The sequence below is a fragment of the Baia soyae genome, assembly GCF_004341445.1.
GTDB classification, from domain to species: Bacteria; Bacillota; Bacilli; order Thermoactinomycetales; family Thermoactinomycetaceae; genus Baia; species Baia soyae.
The window spans coordinates 1-16,507 of sequence record NZ_SLXV01000029.1; the positions used below are offsets into that span (position 1 = coordinate 1).

Here is a 16,507-nt window from a genome sequence, read left to right on the forward strand (position 1 = left end):
CACTCGTTCCCATCCCGAACACGACCGTTAAGCCCTCCAGCGCCGATGGTACTTGGACCGCAGGGTCCTGGAAGAGTAGGACGTCGCCAGGCATATACATAGTAAAAGAAGCATCTAGTCCATTTGGATAAACTAGATGCTTCTTTTACTATGTCAAGAAACATCCATATTTATTAAGTGGTCCTTGAAACAGCAGTGAGAGAAAATCCTTCTTGAAGTTATCATTGTCGTAACAAGGTATCCCTTTTCCACAGAAGCTCTCCAAGCTCCTTTATCGGTGATAAGTAGAGATGAATTCTTATTTCATTTCATCATAACCAGTACAGTATTATATCGCGCGAGACAAGAAATAAAAACTCCTTTTAGGTTTAGAATGCGTGGAAACAACCACAATATCTAATCCTAGAGGGAGTTTTATAGTGTCATCAAACAAGAACCGTTAAGTACTGACAATCGGTTACTCCATAGCGAGAACAACATTGCCAGTTGCGGAGCATCCTTGGCTGTATCCGTTTTGGCATTTCAAAACGAGTAAATACTCACCAGGGCCTTTTGGCTCCATTCCGTTTGCTGTTTCTCCTTTTCTCAGATAGCCTGTTTTGACTACTTTCCCATTTTTCACGATTTCATATTGAACATAGTAACGAGTATCTTGACCAGCCTGTACATCCCAACCAAAGTAGGTATATTTATCTAGATTATATGCCTGAGAGAATACTACACGATCTTGCTTGCCAAGTATCATTCCTTCACTAGCATGGACAGTTTGAGATAGTAAAAGGAGAGATCCTAATGCTGCCACGATTCCTTTTTTCATTTGCCATTCCTTCTTTCTGGTTAGGTTGTTTCTTATCAATTCAATTTAGCGTTGGCTTGTAAATTATCTAAATAGCAGGAAAGAAACTTTCTAGAATATATCACACAATAAAAAACTGTGTCCATAAATTATTTTAAATTATTCATAAATTAATGTTTGAGTTTTGCACCTGCCTTAGCGGAGGATCCAGCCCTCGATTACCCAATAATCAATAATCACTAAGCTTGGGGTTAAACCTAGCTAACTACCTAACTAACTAATGGACTACCACCATTTTCCCAAAAAGAAATCTACTTTTTTTAGATACACTATATCAACAAATTAGACACTATTTTAGCCTTTTGCTATAATCATTATTAATGATTCAAAACAATATATAAAATCATTCTATTGATTCTAGTTTGTCATTAATGTTTCATGATTTTGTTGTTTAGAGTCAGGTTTCACGCATAGTTTGTTAGAAGGACATATATAGGTGATAGGCTAGGGAGGGCTTTGCATGGAGTTAGAGGCTAGTTTTCTAACGATTGCTTGGTTTATTGCGCTCGGGATATTACTACCTGTAGTAGCATTGACAGTTGGGAAGTGGCTAAGACCAAATAAACCATCTTCTCGCAAAGCAATCACGTACGAAAGTGGTGTAGATCCAACTGGAGAGGGATGGGTACAGTTCCACGTTCGTTATTATTTATTTGCTCTTCTCTTTGTTATTTTCGATGTGGAGACTATTTTTCTCTATCCATGGGCAGTCGCATATGACTCTCTACGGGCTACATTAGGTATATGGGTTTTGTATGAAATGCTTATCTTTATTGGGCTTTTGGTATTAGGCCTCGCCTATGCTTGGAAAAAGAAGGTGTTGAAATGGGAGTAAATTTTGAGGATTTTTCTCCGTTTGAGGAACAAGAGCTACAGCGAAATGTGCTAACTACGAATCTAGAGCAAATGAAATCTCTCATTCGTAGCAATTCTTTGTGGCCGCTTACATTTGGCCTTGCTTGTTGTGCGATTGAAATGATGGGGACAGGTGGCTCGCACTATGATTTGGACCGCTTTGGAGTCATTTTCCGTGCTTCTCCTCGTCAGTCGGATGTGATGATTGTAGCAGGTACGGTAACGAAGAAAATGGCACCGCTTTTACGTAGATTATATGATCAAATGCCGGAACCTAAGTGGGTTATTGCGATGGGTTCTTGTGCGACCGCAGGCGGACCTTATATTAAGTCCTACTCGGTAGTAAAAGGTGTCGACCAAATTGTGCCGGTTGATGTGTACATACCTGGTTGTCCCCCTAATCCAGCCGCGTTGATATACGGAATCCACAAATTACAAGAAAAGATTCGCTATGAAGCGAAGCACGGAAAGCGAGTGACAATCCGTGAGTGATCAAGAAAAAGAGCTTACTCAAGAAACAAAGGCTACCAATATCATGGGGGAGGAAGCTGTGAAGAATGAAGAGGCAAGTGAAGAGCAAGGAGTTCAAACTTTGTCCAACACCACATCTCAACAGATGAATGCGGAAGCTGTGAAACTGGCGAATGAAGAACAAGGAATTAAAAGTTCACCTAATACTCCACCGAAACAGGAGAGTAGAGAGAATGCTGTAACGAAGCCGCAGGCGGCATCTGTTCCTCCTAAGAAACCAGCAGCTACACCACGTCCAGCGGCGAAGAAACCAGCGGAAGAGAAGCCGTTAGAGCCTTCCCGCAAACAACCTTGGCTGGATAAGTTTGTGGTCAAGCTTAAGGAGCTGGAAGGATCGGAGCATTTAGAGGACGCTTTTATTAATCGAGCGAATAATGATTTACCCACCTTGGTTGTAAAAAGTGAGTGGTGGCGTACTCTCGCGCTACATTTACGAAATCATCCGGATTGTCAGTTTCATTATGTGCAGAATTTCTCATCTGTGGATTATGAAACCCATTTGGAAGTGGTCGTACATCTCTTTTCATTTCCGCACAAAGAACGCCTTGGAGTGCTAGTAAAAGTAGATCGGGCAGAAGCAAAAGTGGATTCAGTAGCTGATATTTGGGATGCTGCAAACTGGAATGAACGAGAAGCGTATGATTTGATGGGGATTATATTCGAGGGACATCCTGATTTGCGCAGAATTATGCTGACAGATCAGTGGATAGGGCATCCGCTACGTAAAGATTATGTTCCGTATGATGAGGGGGTGTGAGCATGCTACGTACAGAAGAAATGCTATTAAATATGGGTCCACAGCATCCTAGTACCCACGGAGTTTTACGTCTGGTCATCAAGATTGATGGAGAGATTATCCGTGAGGTTGATCCAGTGGTAGGTTACCTGCATCGTGGAACGGAAAAGTTAGCGGAAGATTTAACTTACACACAGATCATCCCTTATACGGATCGTCTCGACTATGTATCAGCGATGACGAATAACTATGCGGTGGTTCATGCAACGGAGAAGTTAATGGGTCTAGAGGTCCCTGAGCGTGCAGAGTATCTCCGTATGATTACCATGGAACTAAATCGGGTTGCGAGCCATTTGGTTTGGGTAGGAACGTATCTGCTTGACTTAGGTGCGATGAGTCCATTCCTCTATTGCTTCCAGGATCGAGAAACCATTTTGAACCTATTTAATGAGCTTTGTGGAGCGCGTTTGACCTATAACTACATGCGCGTAGGCGGAGTGAAGTGGGATGCCCCAGAGGGTTGGCTTCAGAAGGTAGAAGAATTTGTGCTATATATGCAAAAGGAATTGGCTACTTACCATGACCTGATCTCAGGGAATGATATTTTCCTCCAGCGGACTAGGGGGATTGGGATTTATACAAAGGAGCAAGCACTTTCCTATGCTTTATCGGGAAGTAATCTCCGCGTGACAGGTGTTCCTTGGGATTTAAGGCAACATCAGTCGTATTCGTTATATCATCAGTTTCAGTTTGAGATTCCAACTGGTGAAACAGGTGATGTGTTAGATAAATATCATCTTCGTATGCAGGAGATTGAAGAGTCGTTAAAAATTGTGAAACAAGTTCTGGATGTGATTAAAGAAGGACCCATTATGGGGAAAGTGCCGAAAGTACTCCGTGTGCCAGAGGGGGAGGTTTATACAGGTGTGGAGTCCCCGAGGGGAGAATTAGGCTGTCATATCGTCAGCAATGGGAAGAATAAGCCTTGGCGTTTGAAATTCCGTCGCCCATCCTTTTACAACCTTCAGATCTTGCCAGAACTACTAAAAGGAGAGAATATTTCAAACCTGGTTGCGATTTTAGGTGGGATCGATATTATTTTGGGAGAGGTGGATGGGTAAATGGACTTGTTCTTCTATCTCGGTCCGATCATCTTAATGCTTCTGTTACTTGGCTTTGTGACATATGCCATTTTGTTTGAGCGTAAAGTCATCGGATGGATTCAAAATCGACCTGGTCCCAACCAAGTAGGCCCATGGGGATTATTTCAAACGATTGCGGATGTAGCAAAGCTATTGCTGAAAGAGGATATCGTACCAGGGAAAGCAGATCGCGCTTTGTTCAAATTAGCGCCGATTATTGCATTTGTGCCGGCATTTGCTATATTAGCCGTCATTCCCTTTACAGAATCATGGCAGTTTGGTGATTTTGCGGTGGGGCTTCTGTATTACATTGCGATCTCCAGTATTACCATTATTGGAATTTTGACAGGAGCTTGGGCTTCGAATAATAAATATTCATTACTCGGTGGAATGCGTTCAGCAGCACAGATGATTAGTTATGAGATTCCGCTCGTACTCTCGGTGGTCGGAATCGTGATGACCACGGGATCTCTTGATTTAAACGATATCGTCCTAGCTCAGAAAAAAGTTTGGTTTATCGTGCCGCAATTTTTAGCGTTTCTGATCTTTCTCATCGCTTCATTGGCGGAGCTAAATCGAACGCCTTTTGATTTACCAGAAGCGGAGTCGGAGCTAGTAGCTGGATATCACGTGGAATATACAGGCTTTCGCTTTGCTTTCTTTATGCTTGCGGAGTATGTGTACGTATTTGCGATGGCATCGCTTACCACGTGCCTCTTTTTAGGAGGATGGCTTCCATTGTTTGGATTGACGATGATTCCTGGAATTCTGTGGTTCCTACTAAAGTTTTCGCTGGTGGTATTTTCGTTATTTTGGATTCGAGCCACGATGCCACGATTACGGGTAGACCAACTCATGCAGTTTGCTTGGAAAGTACTGCTTCCATTATCGCTTCTCAATATTTTCTTAACAGCGATCTTCAAAGAAATACCCGTTCTTTCGTCATTTTATTGATTTGATTGAGACAAGGTAGGTGGAACAGAATGTTTGGATTGTTGAAAGGGCTTGGCGTCACACTAAAAAACATGACGAAGCCGAAAGTTACCTATAATTACCCTGCGGAACCCATTCCCGTTCCAGATCGATTTCGAGGGATTCAGCACTTTGATGCGGAGAAATGTATCGTTTGTAATCAATGTGCGTTGGTTTGTCCAACTGATTGTATTACGCTCACAGGAAAGAGAAATCCAGACCCTGAGAAAAAGGGAAAAGTAATTGAAATCTACGATATAAATTTTGAAATTTGCATTTTGTGCGACTTGTGTACAGAAGTTTGTCCCACAGAAGCGATTGTGATGACCAATAACTTTGAATTAGCGACTTATAGCCGCGATGATCTATTCAAGAATATGCAGTGGTTGCATGATAACAATCAAAATATCCGTCAAGAAAACATGTCTAGTAAACCGCCTGGGGCTGCAGGGGGGGCGAAGTAATGGAGATTACGGGCGAATTTATTGCGTTTTTTATTCTCTCTATTTTAGCGATCTGTGGAGCCGTCTTTATGATTTTCTTCACGAATGTCGTTCATATGGGCGTTTCAATGGCATTTACCTTCCTCAGCATTGCGGGAATTTACTTCTTGCTAAACGCTGATTTTTTAGCTGTTATTCAAATTATGGTGTACACAGGGGCCATTTCCATTTTAATGTTATTTGGAATTATGATGACGAGACATAAAGAGACAGAAGAAAAGCTAAATCGTCCCATTCACTACGGGCTAAGTATAGCAGGTGCTGGAGTTTTGCTAGTGAGTTTGGTCCTTTTATCACGGGGAGCTACGTTTGTCTCGGACGCTGTAGATACCAAGGGATATGGGATTGAGAAGATCGGTGAATTGTTCTTTGGAACCTATATGATTCCGTTTGAACTTGCTTCGATCCTGTTATTGGTTGCTCTAATTGGATCGATTATCATTGCCAAGAAAGAGGGGCAGGAGTAATGTTAATAGCTTCTTATCTAGCGCTTGCCGCCATCTTATTTGTCATTGGACTTATGGGCGTGTTGACCAAACGGAATGCAGTGATCGTGCTATTCTCACTGGAACTAATGCTAAATGCCGCCAATATCAATTTGGTGACATTTTCAAAAATGGGTCTTGTGCCTAATTTGAACGGGCAAGTATTTGCGTTATTTAATGTGGTGGTTGCTGCTGCAGAAGCGGCAGTGGGTCTTGCGATTTTGTTTGCTATTTATCGCAATCGAGAAACAATCGATGCTGAGAAATTTAATTTATTGAAGGGATAGAGGTGGTATGAAGCATGATGTTCACGTGGGCATGGGTTTTACCTCTTTTTCCGTTGATCGCGTTTGTCCTTCTCATTGCCTTACGCGATGTGATTGAGAAAAGACTTGCGGTTGCGTTAAGTCTGATAGGGATTGGCGTTTCATTCGGTTTCGCTGTCTATCTAGCTTGGATAGGGGTTTTCCAGCAAAGTGTGATTCAAACGGCGAAATACCAGTGGTTTTCGATAGGTGGGAAACCGCTGTACCTTGATTTTATGTTAGAACCATTAAACATCGTGATGGTTTTCTTAGTATCACTCGTTAGTTTATTGGTGCAGATTTATTCCATGGGATATATGAAGGATGATGCTCGCATTATCACGTTTTATGCATACCTTTCTCTGTTTACCAGCTCGATGTTAGGCCTCGTAATCTCAGCCAATTTATTACAAATCTATTTCTTCTGGGAACTAGTAGGTTTGTGTTCCTTCTTACTGGTAGGATTTTGGTATTTTAAACCGGAAGCAAAGGAAGCAGCTAAAAAAGCGTTTATCGTTACGCGGATTGGTGACATTGGTTTATTGATCGCGATCTTTATGATCTTTCAAAAGGTAGGTAGTTTTGACCTACGAGTGATTCAAGATGCGGTTGGTTCGGGTGTATTGACAGGTGGGGCCTTAACAACGGTGGCGATTCTCATCTTTGTAGGGGCCGTAGGGAAATCGGGCCAGTTTCCATTACATACTTGGTTGCCTGACGCGATGGAAGGGCCGACTCCAGTAAGTGCCCTCATCCATGCGGCCACGATGGTTGCGGCAGGAGTCTACTTAGTAGGGAATCTGTTCTTCTTATTTGCGGGTTCAGAGGTTGCACTTACCACTGTGGCCTATATTGGTGGATTTACAGCCCTATTTGCGGCCACGATCGCGGTTACACAGAACGATATCAAACGAGTTTTAGCATATTCGACCGTTAGTCAGCTGGGCTTTATGATGCTGGGTATGGGTGTAGGTTCTGTCTATGCAAGTAGCTTCCATCTGCTTACACATGGATTTTTCAAAGCCCTCCTCTTCCTAGCAGCTGGCGCGGTGATTGTCGCCTTGCATCATGAGCAAGACATTCGTAAAATGGGCGGGTTATGGAAGCATTCTAAGTGGCTCAGTATTCCGTTCTTAATCGGATGTCTGTCAATTGCAGGGATTCCGCCGTTCTCAGGATTTTTCTCTAAAGACGAAATCCTGTATGCGATTCAGTTATCGGGTAAGAAAGACTTGTTAGTGATTGCGCTACTTACCACGTTTTTTACAGCCTTTTACATGTTCCGTCTATTTTATCTGGTGTTTGCTAAAAAATCCCGTGAGAAACACGAAGTTCATTCCATTCCGTGGAGTATGAAAGTGAGCTTAGCAGTTTTAGCAGTGTGTTCGATCGTTGGAGGATTCTTTTCTTTTCCAACTACGAATCTGAGTGCTGAAACGATTACTCATATAACGAAGTTACCGGGTCATGCTCCGCTGTGGTTAAATGGTTCAGCAGTGGGGGCATCCTTGCTAGGAATCCTACTTGCTACCTTTCTATATGTGTGGAGACAGGGGTCAGCTGAAGGATTGGCTAAGCGGCTTTCTTGGCTCTATCAGGTATCGTATCGGAAATATTGGATTGACGAGCTTTATCAGGTGGTGTTTGTCTCATCGCTGAAGGTAGTTGCATGGTTCCTAAATGGATTTGATCGTTTTGTCGTAGGTGGAATCGTTCGATTTGTGGGCTGGGGAACGATGTCCATAGGAAGATTGGGTTCCATGATGCAAAACGGGCAGAATCAAACGTATGTATTGGTAAGTCTCATTGCATTCTTGATTTTATTTGTTAGTTTGGTGTTCGGGAGGTTGATCGGATGAATGCTCTACAGCACTGGCTCCTGAGTCTCATTGTATTTGCTCCTTTGGTTGGCTTGTTGATCCTGGCTGTCTTACCGAGTAGGAAAACATCTTGGCACCGTACGATTGGTTTACTCGCGATGCTTCCCTCACTTGCTCTCTGTATTTATCTCTATCAACGATTGGATAATGGGGCAAGCGGACTTCAATGGACTCAAAAGGTAGAATGGTTTCACATTGGCGAGATGAAGCTGTTTTATCACTTAGGTGTAGATGGTTTATCCGCTATTATGCTGTTGCTTACTGCGTCGATTTCCTTATTTGCTGGGATCGCTTCACTATACATTACAACGAAGACGAAGCTATATTATTCTTTGCTCTTGTTGTTAGAAGTGGGTGTTTTAGGTGTATTTGCTTCCCAAAATCTACTTCTCTTCTTCCTGTTTTTTGAAATGACACTGGTTACTCTATTCCTTCTCATTAGTGGTTGGGGTGGTTTGGAAAAGAAAAAAGCATCGTATATGTTCCTGCTGTATAACGGGTTTGGTTCTGCTTTTCTCCTCTTTGCCATCGTCGGTTTGTTGGCTTTCACGAGCACTCTTGAACTAGATCAAATCAAAGCCGTTTTTGCACAAGTGGATTTAGGTGGACTTCCTCCCGAGGCTACTACATTCGTATGGGGAATTTTTCTTAGCTTCATGATTGCATTTGCCATTAAATTACCTGTTTTCCCGTTCCACACCTGGATGTTAAAAGTTCATGTGGAGGCACCGCCGCCTGTGGTGATGATTCATGCGGGTGTTCTACTAAAAATGGGCGCATATGGCATGATTCGTTTCGGTGCTGGATTATTCCCGACGCTCTTTGCACAAATTGCAACGGGGCTGATGATTCTGGGTTTGATTGGTATTCTATACGGAGCTGTACTTGCTTTTTCTCAAAAAGAGCTAAAAAGTGTAATTGCGTATTCGAGTGTGAGCCATATGGGCATTCTCGTAATTGGTTTGGCTTCTTTGACTGAGGCAGGGATGCAAGGAGCGATTTATCAGGCCGTTTCCCATGGAATCATATCGGCGCTTCTCTTCTTCCTCGTTACCAGTTTAGTAGAACGTACACGTACGACTGAATTGATTGAATTAGGGGGGCTGGCGAAGCAACTGCCGATTCTATCAGGCTTGTTAATGGTAGGGGCTATGGGATTATTGGGTCTTCCAGGATTATCGGGCTTTGTAAGTGAATTCATAGCATTCTTAGGGGTGTATCAAGTAAATCCACAGATAGCGATTATCGGTTCCCTTGGATTTATCATAGCAGCGGCTTACACTTTACGGGCCTTGTTAAAAGTAACCTACGGGCAGGCTGTAACTCGCTTTCAACATGTACAAGATATCCAAGTGAGGGAATGGCTACCGATGTTGCTACTAGTCATCCTATCGATTTGGATGGGGATTGATCCAGACTGGATTGGAAACCAACTTCAGCAGACCATTCAGATAGGGGGGTAAGGATGATGAATAAGGTATTTGAACAGATAGAGTGGTCTCTATTGACACCTGAAACAACCATTATCGCTGGAATTGTCCTGCTTCTCTTGACGGACTTGGTTCTACCTGCATCTATATCGCGTAGATGGTTTGGCTTTATTGGTTTAGCGAGTATTCTGGGATCCTTAGCGTTTGTAGTAAGTCAACTGCCGCTAAAACCAGCAGAAATCCTATTTGGAACATATCGCCTAGATCCAATGTCTCTCGTGTTTAAGCTTCTATTCTTAACAGCGACCGCTTTGATCCTGCTTGTTGCGATGGATCGGAAGAAGGGGGATAAGACCGATCGCTATATTGCGGAAGAGTATATCTTAATGCTTTCAGCCTTATTAGGAGCGATGTTCTTAGCTTCCTCTGTCGATGTGATCACGTTGTTTATTGGCTTGGAGCTATTAAGTATCTCTTCCTATATCTTGGTGGGGATGAGAAAGCACGAACGCCTCTCGACAGAAGCTGGATGGAAATATGTCATATACGGAGGCGTATCCTCGGCCTTCTTCTTATATGGATATTCGTTTCTCTATGGGTTATCGGGGACGACGAATTTGTTTACTTTGGGACAGAGTCTGGCAGAAGTCGTGCAGAGTACCCAATCGGACCTCTTTATTGTAGCGAGTCTTTGTCTGATGTTAGTTGGATTTGCTTTTAAAATCTCGCTCGCTCCCTTCCATATGTGGGCGCCAGATGTGTACCAGGGTGCTTCTTCCCCTGTTGCATCGTTCTTAGCGGTCGTATCGAAGGCAGCAGGCATCCTTTTCTTGATTCGCTTTTTATTAATTGGCATGTATCCCCTTCTCCGTTCGGAAGTGTGGGGGGAGAATATAATGTGGGCCTTGGCGATTTTGGCCGCTGTTTCCATGATTGTTGGGAATACAGTTGCCCTTAGACAGCAGAATGTGAAGCGGATTCTGGCTTACTCCGGAATTGCGCAAGCGGGCTACCTGTTCATTATCTTTCCAAGCTTACAATCTAACTTAATCTTTGTTAGTGTGGGTTTTTACCTAGTCGTTTATATGTTAATGACTATCGGTGCATTTGCGATTGTACATGTTGTATCCAAAGATACGGGGAATGAGGAACTTACCAGCTTTGATGGTTTGGTTCGACGATCTCCAGGGCTCGCGATTGCGATGACGCTCTTTTTATTCTCACTCGCGGGAATACCGCTTACAGCAGGTTTCATTGGAAAAGTAAACTTATCATTAAATACATTTGCTTCGGGCCAGATGTGGCTATTAATCAGTACTTTGCTTGTTACAACTGTGATTTCGTATTATTACTACTTCCGGATTGTACAACGGATGTTTGTCGAGAAAGCAACTTCTGATCAAAAGGTACCCATCTCCTTCTTTTCAGCTCTCACGATCCTTGTAGTAGTACTGGGAACGATCGGGTTTGGAATCATGCCAGATCTCTTATTAAGTAAGCTAGAAACAGTAAAATGGGGATATGGTTTGATTCCATTAGAGGGAATTCAACAATTGAAAAACTGATTCTTTTTCGAAAACGAATCGGCTCATCATACAAATGTTCATTTTACAAAATTTGTATGATGAGCCGATTTATTAACTGTTTGCGTCATAGATGAAAAAAGATTAAACTAGTAGTTGGTTTTTAAAAAGGAAACTTCGAAATATAGCAAAATTAAGTCAAACGCAGGATTTCTTTGATTCCGATTGGAATTTGCGATACCATAGGCTTATTGCGGGGAGAACAAGACGTAAAAGGGGTGCATAGCATGAACGGAGCGGCATCAATTGGTTTCCAGTCCTTATTATCTATTTTAGTATCGCTCTTTTGCATTGTACTTGCGTGGCGTCTCCTGCTAAATGTCCGGATTGAGGCTATTTTACGAGTGAAACAAGCGTATCAAGTGAAATGGATGATGATCTTTTTATCGGTTATATTAGGACATTTGTTAGCACGGTTTATCTTGGACTATTTGACATGGTCGCGTTGGCTTCCTAGCCTTATATCTTCTTAGTATGGGTATAGTTTGGAGATTTCATGTACACAATGATAGTGAGAAAATTCTGTGTACGTGAGGGGTATGAGGGATGAAGGCCAAGTGGGGGAAGTCTCTGGTTTGGATTGTACTTTGTGTCTTGTTGATGGGAAATACCCAAGCTCAAAATGATTCGATTCAAGAAATCTTAGATCATTACCAGACTACCGGAGCGATTCCATCTTTATTTGTGCTTCATCATGGAAGTCGAACCAACCAGTTGTTCACCTCACAAGAGGTGGAAGGACTAGCGAAACGACTGAATGGTGAATTTCATGGAAAAGACTTACAGATCTATCGGAGTGCAGACGGTGTGCGTTACCAAGGTGACCATCAACTCTCGCCTTCTTTAAAAGTAGCGGTTCGAGTCGTAGATGATAAGCCAACAGAGACCAAGAAAAAGCCATATGTATCATTGGAACTGAGAGGAACGGGTACACCAGATGCTCGTTTACCACAATATCGAAAACAATTTCAGCAAATTTGCGAAGCGTTCGGGATGACTCCAAGTCTTCATTTCTCGATTCAAGGAGAGGTCGATTTGAAGCAAGCGAGTGAATTAAAAAGCTTGGTTCAATCTACGACGAAGCCTTTTGGAGCAACTCAAGTTGAAGAAATGAAAACAGAACAAACGGTTAGTATCTCCTATTTTATACCGAGATGGGGATCTGGCATTGTTACACAAGGCGGCGAAATGAATTTACAAGTTTCTGCGCGCTGGAACTATCAGACCAATCGGGCGGTCCTTACTATGGGGACACCGATTATCACCATAGAATATTAGATCAAGCGGAGGGAAGATCATTGGAAAAAATCGTTGTACAGGGTGGAGCTAGACTAAAGGGTAGAGTAAAAGTTCATGGGGCCAAAAATGCAGTCCTTCCACTCATCACGGCATCACTTTTAGCGTCTAGAGGAAGTGTCCACATTGAAGATGTTCCGTTATTGGAAGATGTAAAAACCATTACCGAAACATTAAACAGTCTAGGAGTAGAAGCAAGTTTAGGAGAGGATTCTGTAACGATTAATGCAGAGAAGTTATCGAATACAGCTGCTCCATACGAGTTAGTTCGGAAAATGCGTGCTTCTATCTTAGTGATGGGACCGCTTTTGGCTCGTAAAAAACATGCTAGTATCCCCTTACCTGGTGGTTGTGCGATTGGTTCTCGTCCAATTGATCTTCACCTTAAAGGTTTTGAAGCGATGGGTGTTCGATTTGAAGTTGCACATGGGTGTGTAGAAGGATTTGTAGAAGATCGCTTAAAAGGTGCGGATATCTATCTCGATTTCCCTAGTGTAGGAGCGACTCAAAATCTAATGATGGCGGCTACATTGGCTGAGGGGCGCACGGTGATCGGAAATGCAGCATGTGAACCAGAAATCGTAGACTTAGCGAACCTGCTAAATGCGATGGGAGCTAAAGTGCGTGGCGCGGGTACGGATGAGATTCGGATTGATGGAGTCGACTTCTTGCGTGGCACCGAGCATACAGTCATCCCAGATCGAATTGAAGCCGGCACGTATATGGTTGCTGCGGCAATCACGCGTGGTGATGTATTTGTAGAGGGAGCTATCTCTGAGCACTTAGTACCTCTCATCGCGAAGTTGCGAGAGATGGGAGTAAGTGTGCTAGATGGAGATAACGGCATCCATGTAAGCGCAAAAGGAGATCTAAAGCCAGTTGATGTGAAGACTCTACCATATCCCGGGTTCCCAACAGATCTACAATCGCAGATGATGGCGCTTCAGTTAACCGCAAAAGGAACAAGCATGATTACGGAAACTGTATTTGAGAACCGCTTCATGCATGTAGAAGAGTTTAAGCGTATGAATGCACATATCAAAATCGATGGTCGTTCCTCTGTAATCGAGGGTGGTTATAAACTATCTGGAGCTGAAGTTAAATCAACGGACTTGCGTGCAGGTGCCTCCTTAGTACTTACAGGATTAGTTGCTGATGGAATTACTGAAGTGACTGAACTAAAGCACATTGATCGTGGTTATGTAGATTTAGTAGGGAAGTTACAAAAGCTAGGCGCTACCATCTCCCGAGTAAAAATCGGTGAAGAGGCAGAGAAAGTACAACAAGTAACTTTTGCATAAGGTTGTTCTTGAGAAGCACGTTGCTATAGAGCGGCGTGCTTTTTGTGAGTTTATACAATCTCCTCTGTCTATTCCCCAATTTTGAAATCTATTAAACTCAGTTCTAGAGTCCTGACGAAACCCATAGAGTAGTGTAGACAGAAAGACAAGGGGGATGAAGATGAAATCGTTTAAGGAAACATGGTTGACTAGATGGAGACGTATACGGGGAAATAAGAGGCTTATTTTTAAAGGAAAGATGATCCTCCTCTTCATCGCGGGCTTTCTATTATTATTGGCGATCCCGGCGGTTCTGGTGGGATTTGGGTCAAATGGGGAACCTGTTGTGGCTGGGCAAGGAAGGCATGAGAAGGAAATGAGTCCTGGTACGCAGAAAGCACAGGCCCAAGTAACAGACTCGAAGAAGGCGAATACTTATAATCCAAATGTACGGGTGTATTTGTCTAAAGAGAAGAAAGTGATCTCCCTTCCATTGGAGACCTACTTAGAGGGGGTTGTTGCCGCAGAGATGCCAATTACGTTTGAGGTGGAAGCACTTAAAGCACAAGCGATGGCGGCACGGACTTTTGTGGTTAATCGCTTGGAAAAAGGCTCTACGGTGAGCCTAACATCATATGGGCTTCCTCATCAATTAGCAGACGTAACGGATACGGTGCAACATCAAGCTTATTCAACAGATGACAAATTAAGAAATCAATGGAAAGGCCGCTATCAAGAGTATAAGACGAAGATAAAACAGGCTATTGAAGGAACGAGAGGGCAGATTTTAACTTATCAGGGCAAGCCGATTTATGCCGCGTTTTTCTCTACAAGTAATGGTAGAACTGAAAACTCTGAGGAATACTTTACGGCTAAGTACCCATATCTCGTCAGTGTTGACTCATCATGGGATCGTTCCTCCCCTAAGTTTGAGCGAGAAGCTACATTCCCTCTATCTGAAGTCTTTTCCAAACTGGAGAATCAAACGAAAAAGCCGTTAGATGTGGCAGTATCGGCATTCCAAGCCGGAAGCCAAATGAAAGTCGTGAAGAAGACAACGGGGAACCGTGTTGCTAATTTGAGTATTGGTGATAAGAGCTTTTCTGGTAGAGAAGTGCGTGAAGCTCTTGGACTCGCTTCCTCTGACTTTACTTGGAAGCAAGATGGCGACAAGATTACATTTACTACATATGGCTATGGTCACGGGGTAGGTCTTAGCCAATGGGGTGCTAATCTAATGGCGCAGACGGGTGCAAAAGCGGACAAAATCGTTAAGCATTATTATCAAGGTATTCAGATTAGTGAGTTTGAGAAGAAGTAGTGTCTCATAACTATCACCAAACTATAATGATTTTCATCCACTCGCAATATACCAAAAATTTAACAACTTAGGTATAAAATGAGTTTTTCACGTCGACAATGTAGTCAGAGGTGAGAAACTTATGAAAATAGAGGATCCAAAAACGAAGGTATCCTTCTTGAATCAAAACAAACGCCAACTTGCGTGGAAAAGACTCCTTACGAAAAAATGGTTCTTTCCCGCTGTGTATTTAACAGTTGTCGCGATCGTACTAGGCGGAGTATGGCTGGTACAGGGGACAGTCAGCAAAGACGTAAGCAAAAATATGCCATCGATTGATACCATCTTACCCGTAGAAAAACCATCCACTGCTGAAATGATGGGAATGCCTGTAGCATCCAATTCCGAAGTGACGGTCACCAAGAAGTTTTATGATGAAAAAATGACTAGCAAAGATAAAGAGCTAGCTCTTATCAATTATCAAGGTACTTTCTATCGGAATACGGGTGTAAATTTTGCACGAAAAGATGGAAAGACGTTTGATGTGGTAGCTACATTGGGCGGTACTGTGACCAGAGTAGAAACCAATCCAGTAGTAGGCTTGCAAGTAGAAGTGAAACATGAGAATGGCTTGATTACCATTTACCAAAGTTTATCGGCCGCTTCCGCAAAAGTGGGACAAGTCGTGAGCCAAGGAGATGTTCTTGGGCAAGCGGGTATGAACAAGTTTGAACAAGCTGATGGAAATCACCTACACTTCGAGGTAAGAAAGAATAGCCAACCTCAAAACCCAGAACAATTTATCAAGTAATATAAGAAAAGCCCACGAAATAGTGGGTTTTTTCTATTCCTGTCCAAATTCGAAGAATAACCTCATTTTTGCCTCATATACTTTATCAAGAAATGAGGGGAGGGAGGACGGAATCGATGCATGATTATATAAAAGAACGCACTATAAAAATTGGAAGATACTTTGTAGAAACAAAAAATACAGTTCGCTCGATTGCCAAAGAATTTGGAGTTTCCAAAAGTACGGTTCATAAGGATTTAACGGAAAGATTACCAGAGATAAATCCTGATTTGGCAAATCAAGTAAAAGAAATATTGGAATATCATAAATCTATTCGTCACCTTAGAGGTGGAGAAGCTACGAAGATCAAATATAAAAGAAAGCCAAATATCAAAGAGTCCCGTTTGAAAGAAGCAGTAAAGATCTGAGTTCAAACTGCACCGGGGTAGTACTTTTTATGTAACAAAATTGACGAAATGACAATAAAAGGAATCCTCCGGTGTGTTCAAATTTATGGTACAATCTAACAGAGTCGTCACAGATGAATCTAGACGTACTGATTT

The 16,507-nt window shown here is 42.6% G+C and carries 18 protein-coding genes and 1 rRNA gene; 18 read left to right on the top strand and 1 reads right to left on the bottom strand.

What is annotated here, in order from left to right; translation table 11 throughout:
* Nucleotides 1-92: ribosomal RNA gene (rrf, locus tag EDD57_RS09430) — 5S ribosomal RNA — on the top strand; the annotation flags it as partial.
* 365 nt (nt 93-457) lie between these two features.
* Here the strand turns inward: rrf and EDD57_RS09435 are convergent.
* A complete protein-coding gene (locus EDD57_RS09435; RefSeq protein WP_131849211.1) occupies nt 458-817 on the bottom strand; it encodes a hypothetical protein in 360 nt (119 codons plus the stop codon).
* Nucleotides 818-1,316: 499 nt separating this feature from the next.
* Between EDD57_RS09435 and EDD57_RS09440 the strand changes: the two genes are divergently transcribed.
* From EDD57_RS09440 to spoIIID, 17 genes are all read left to right on the top strand, one after another.
* The gene (locus EDD57_RS09440; RefSeq protein ID WP_131849212.1) at nt 1,317-1,691 is read left to right on the top strand and encodes an NADH-quinone oxidoreductase subunit A; all 375 of its coding nucleotides are present in this window, start codon (nt 1,317-1,319) and stop codon (nt 1,689-1,691) included.
* Nucleotides 1,682-2,203, top strand: coding sequence for a NuoB/complex I 20 kDa subunit family protein (locus EDD57_RS09445; protein WP_072331468.1), 522 nt, complete (start codon nt 1,682-1,684; stop codon nt 2,201-2,203). The genes EDD57_RS09440 and EDD57_RS09445 overlap by 10 nt, the downstream gene beginning before the upstream one ends.
* Nucleotides 2,196-2,999, top strand: a complete 804-nt coding sequence (locus tag EDD57_RS09450; RefSeq protein ID WP_131849213.1) for an NADH-quinone oxidoreductase subunit C — start codon at nt 2,196-2,198, stop codon at nt 2,997-2,999. Before EDD57_RS09445 ends, EDD57_RS09450 begins: the two co-directional genes overlap by 8 nt.
* Before the next feature lie 2 nt (nt 3,000-3,001).
* Nucleotides 3,002-4,099, top strand: a complete 1,098-nt coding sequence (locus tag EDD57_RS09455) for an NADH-quinone oxidoreductase subunit D (protein WP_131849214.1) — start codon at nt 3,002-3,004, stop codon at nt 4,097-4,099.
* Nucleotides 4,100-5,074 (top strand): NADH-quinone oxidoreductase subunit NuoH, encoded by a 975-nt coding sequence (gene nuoH / locus EDD57_RS09460; RefSeq protein ID WP_131849215.1) that lies wholly within the window; start codon nt 4,100-4,102, stop codon nt 5,072-5,074.
* Between the two features lie 29 nt (nt 5,075-5,103).
* The gene (nuoI, locus tag EDD57_RS09465) at nt 5,104-5,556 is read left to right on the top strand and encodes an NADH-quinone oxidoreductase subunit NuoI (protein WP_131849216.1); all 453 of its coding nucleotides are present in this window, start codon (nt 5,104-5,106) and stop codon (nt 5,554-5,556) included.
* Nucleotides 5,556-6,062 carry an NADH-quinone oxidoreductase subunit J gene (locus tag EDD57_RS09470; RefSeq protein WP_131849217.1) on the top strand — a complete coding sequence of 169 codons (507 nt, stop codon included), beginning with the start codon at nt 5,556-5,558 and terminating at the stop codon, nt 6,060-6,062. Before nuoI ends, EDD57_RS09470 begins: the two co-directional genes overlap by 1 nt.
* The gene (gene nuoK, locus EDD57_RS09475) at nt 6,062-6,367 is read left to right on the top strand and encodes an NADH-quinone oxidoreductase subunit NuoK (protein WP_131849218.1); all 306 of its coding nucleotides are present in this window, start codon (nt 6,062-6,064) and stop codon (nt 6,365-6,367) included. The genes EDD57_RS09470 and nuoK overlap by 1 nt, the downstream gene beginning before the upstream one ends.
* 14 nt (nt 6,368-6,381) lie before the next feature.
* Complete coding sequence (nuoL, locus tag EDD57_RS09480) at nt 6,382-8,244, top strand: NADH-quinone oxidoreductase subunit L (RefSeq protein WP_481170253.1); 1,863 nt, start codon at nt 6,382-6,384, stop codon at nt 8,242-8,244.
* The gene (locus tag EDD57_RS09485) at nt 8,241-9,728 is read left to right on the top strand and encodes a complex I subunit 4 family protein (RefSeq protein ID WP_131849219.1); all 1,488 of its coding nucleotides are present in this window, start codon (nt 8,241-8,243) and stop codon (nt 9,726-9,728) included. Before nuoL ends, EDD57_RS09485 begins: the two co-directional genes overlap by 4 nt.
* A gap of 5 nt (nt 9,729-9,733) precedes the next feature.
* Nucleotides 9,734-11,260: an NADH-quinone oxidoreductase subunit N gene (locus tag EDD57_RS09490; RefSeq protein ID WP_165873747.1), complete on the top strand. Its 1,527-nt coding sequence runs from the start codon at nt 9,734-9,736 to the stop codon at nt 11,258-11,260.
* 245 nt (nt 11,261-11,505) lie between these two features.
* Complete coding sequence (locus EDD57_RS09495; protein WP_131849221.1) at nt 11,506-11,751, top strand: DUF1146 domain-containing protein; 246 nt, start codon at nt 11,506-11,508, stop codon at nt 11,749-11,751.
* A gap of 73 nt (nt 11,752-11,824) precedes the next feature.
* Nucleotides 11,825-12,556 (top strand): YwmB family TATA-box binding protein, encoded by a 732-nt coding sequence (locus EDD57_RS09500; protein WP_131849222.1) that lies wholly within the window; start codon nt 11,825-11,827, stop codon nt 12,554-12,556.
* A 20-nt stretch (nt 12,557-12,576) separates the two neighbouring features.
* Nucleotides 12,577-13,875 (top strand): UDP-N-acetylglucosamine 1-carboxyvinyltransferase, encoded by a 1,299-nt coding sequence (gene murA, locus EDD57_RS09505; RefSeq protein WP_131849223.1) that lies wholly within the window; start codon nt 12,577-12,579, stop codon nt 13,873-13,875.
* A 160-nt stretch (nt 13,876-14,035) separates the two neighbouring features.
* On the top strand, nt 14,036-15,175 hold the full coding sequence (gene spoIID / locus EDD57_RS09510; RefSeq protein ID WP_165873748.1) for a stage II sporulation protein D: 1,140 nt from the start codon (nt 14,036-14,038) through the stop codon (nt 15,173-15,175).
* Nucleotides 15,176-15,296: 121 nt separating this feature from the next.
* The gene (locus EDD57_RS09515) at nt 15,297-15,965 is read left to right on the top strand and encodes a M23 family metallopeptidase (protein ID WP_131849225.1); all 669 of its coding nucleotides are present in this window, start codon (nt 15,297-15,299) and stop codon (nt 15,963-15,965) included.
* 116 nt (nt 15,966-16,081) lie between these two features.
* Complete coding sequence (gene spoIIID / locus EDD57_RS09520; RefSeq protein WP_131849226.1) at nt 16,082-16,372, top strand: sporulation transcriptional regulator SpoIIID; 291 nt, start codon at nt 16,082-16,084, stop codon at nt 16,370-16,372.
* The last annotated feature ends 135 nt before the right edge of the window (nt 16,373-16,507 follow it).

Excerpts from the sequence above, each read along its gene's own strand:
- EDD57_RS09495 (WP_131849221.1), top strand. The coding sequence starts at position 11,506 with ATGAACGGAGCGGCATCAATTGGTTTCCAGTCCTTATTATCTATTTTA.
- EDD57_RS09440 (WP_131849212.1), top strand. The coding sequence starts at position 1,317 with ATGGAGTTAGAGGCTAGTTTTCTAACGATTGCTTGGTTTATTGCGCTC.
- EDD57_RS09435 (WP_131849211.1), bottom strand. The coding sequence starts at position 817 with ATGAAAAAAGGAATCGTGGCAGCATTAGGATCTCTCCTTTTACTATCT.
- EDD57_RS09470 (WP_131849217.1), top strand. The coding sequence starts at position 5,556 with ATGGAGATTACGGGCGAATTTATTGCGTTTTTTATTCTCTCTATTTTA.
- EDD57_RS09455 (WP_131849214.1), top strand. The coding sequence starts at position 3,002 with ATGCTACGTACAGAAGAAATGCTATTAAATATGGGTCCACAGCATCCT.
- nuoK (WP_131849218.1), top strand. The coding sequence starts at position 6,062 with ATGTTAATAGCTTCTTATCTAGCGCTTGCCGCCATCTTATTTGTCATT.
- spoIID (WP_165873748.1), top strand. The coding sequence starts at position 14,036 with ATGAAATCGTTTAAGGAAACATGGTTGACTAGATGGAGACGTATACGG.
- nuoI (WP_131849216.1), top strand. The coding sequence starts at position 5,104 with ATGTTTGGATTGTTGAAAGGGCTTGGCGTCACACTAAAAAACATGACG.
- spoIIID (WP_131849226.1), top strand. The coding sequence starts at position 16,082 with ATGCATGATTATATAAAAGAACGCACTATAAAAATTGGAAGATACTTT.
- EDD57_RS09490 (WP_165873747.1), top strand. The coding sequence starts at position 9,734 with ATGAATAAGGTATTTGAACAGATAGAGTGGTCTCTATTGACACCTGAA.
- EDD57_RS09500 (WP_131849222.1), top strand. The coding sequence starts at position 11,825 with ATGAAGGCCAAGTGGGGGAAGTCTCTGGTTTGGATTGTACTTTGTGTC.
- nuoH (WP_131849215.1), top strand. The coding sequence starts at position 4,100 with ATGGACTTGTTCTTCTATCTCGGTCCGATCATCTTAATGCTTCTGTTA.
- EDD57_RS09515 (WP_131849225.1), top strand. The coding sequence starts at position 15,297 with ATGAAAATAGAGGATCCAAAAACGAAGGTATCCTTCTTGAATCAAAAC.
- EDD57_RS09445 (WP_072331468.1), top strand. The coding sequence starts at position 1,682 with ATGGGAGTAAATTTTGAGGATTTTTCTCCGTTTGAGGAACAAGAGCTA.
- EDD57_RS09485 (WP_131849219.1), top strand. The coding sequence starts at position 8,241 with ATGAATGCTCTACAGCACTGGCTCCTGAGTCTCATTGTATTTGCTCCT.
- nuoL (WP_481170253.1), top strand. The coding sequence starts at position 6,382 with ATGATGTTCACGTGGGCATGGGTTTTACCTCTTTTTCCGTTGATCGCG.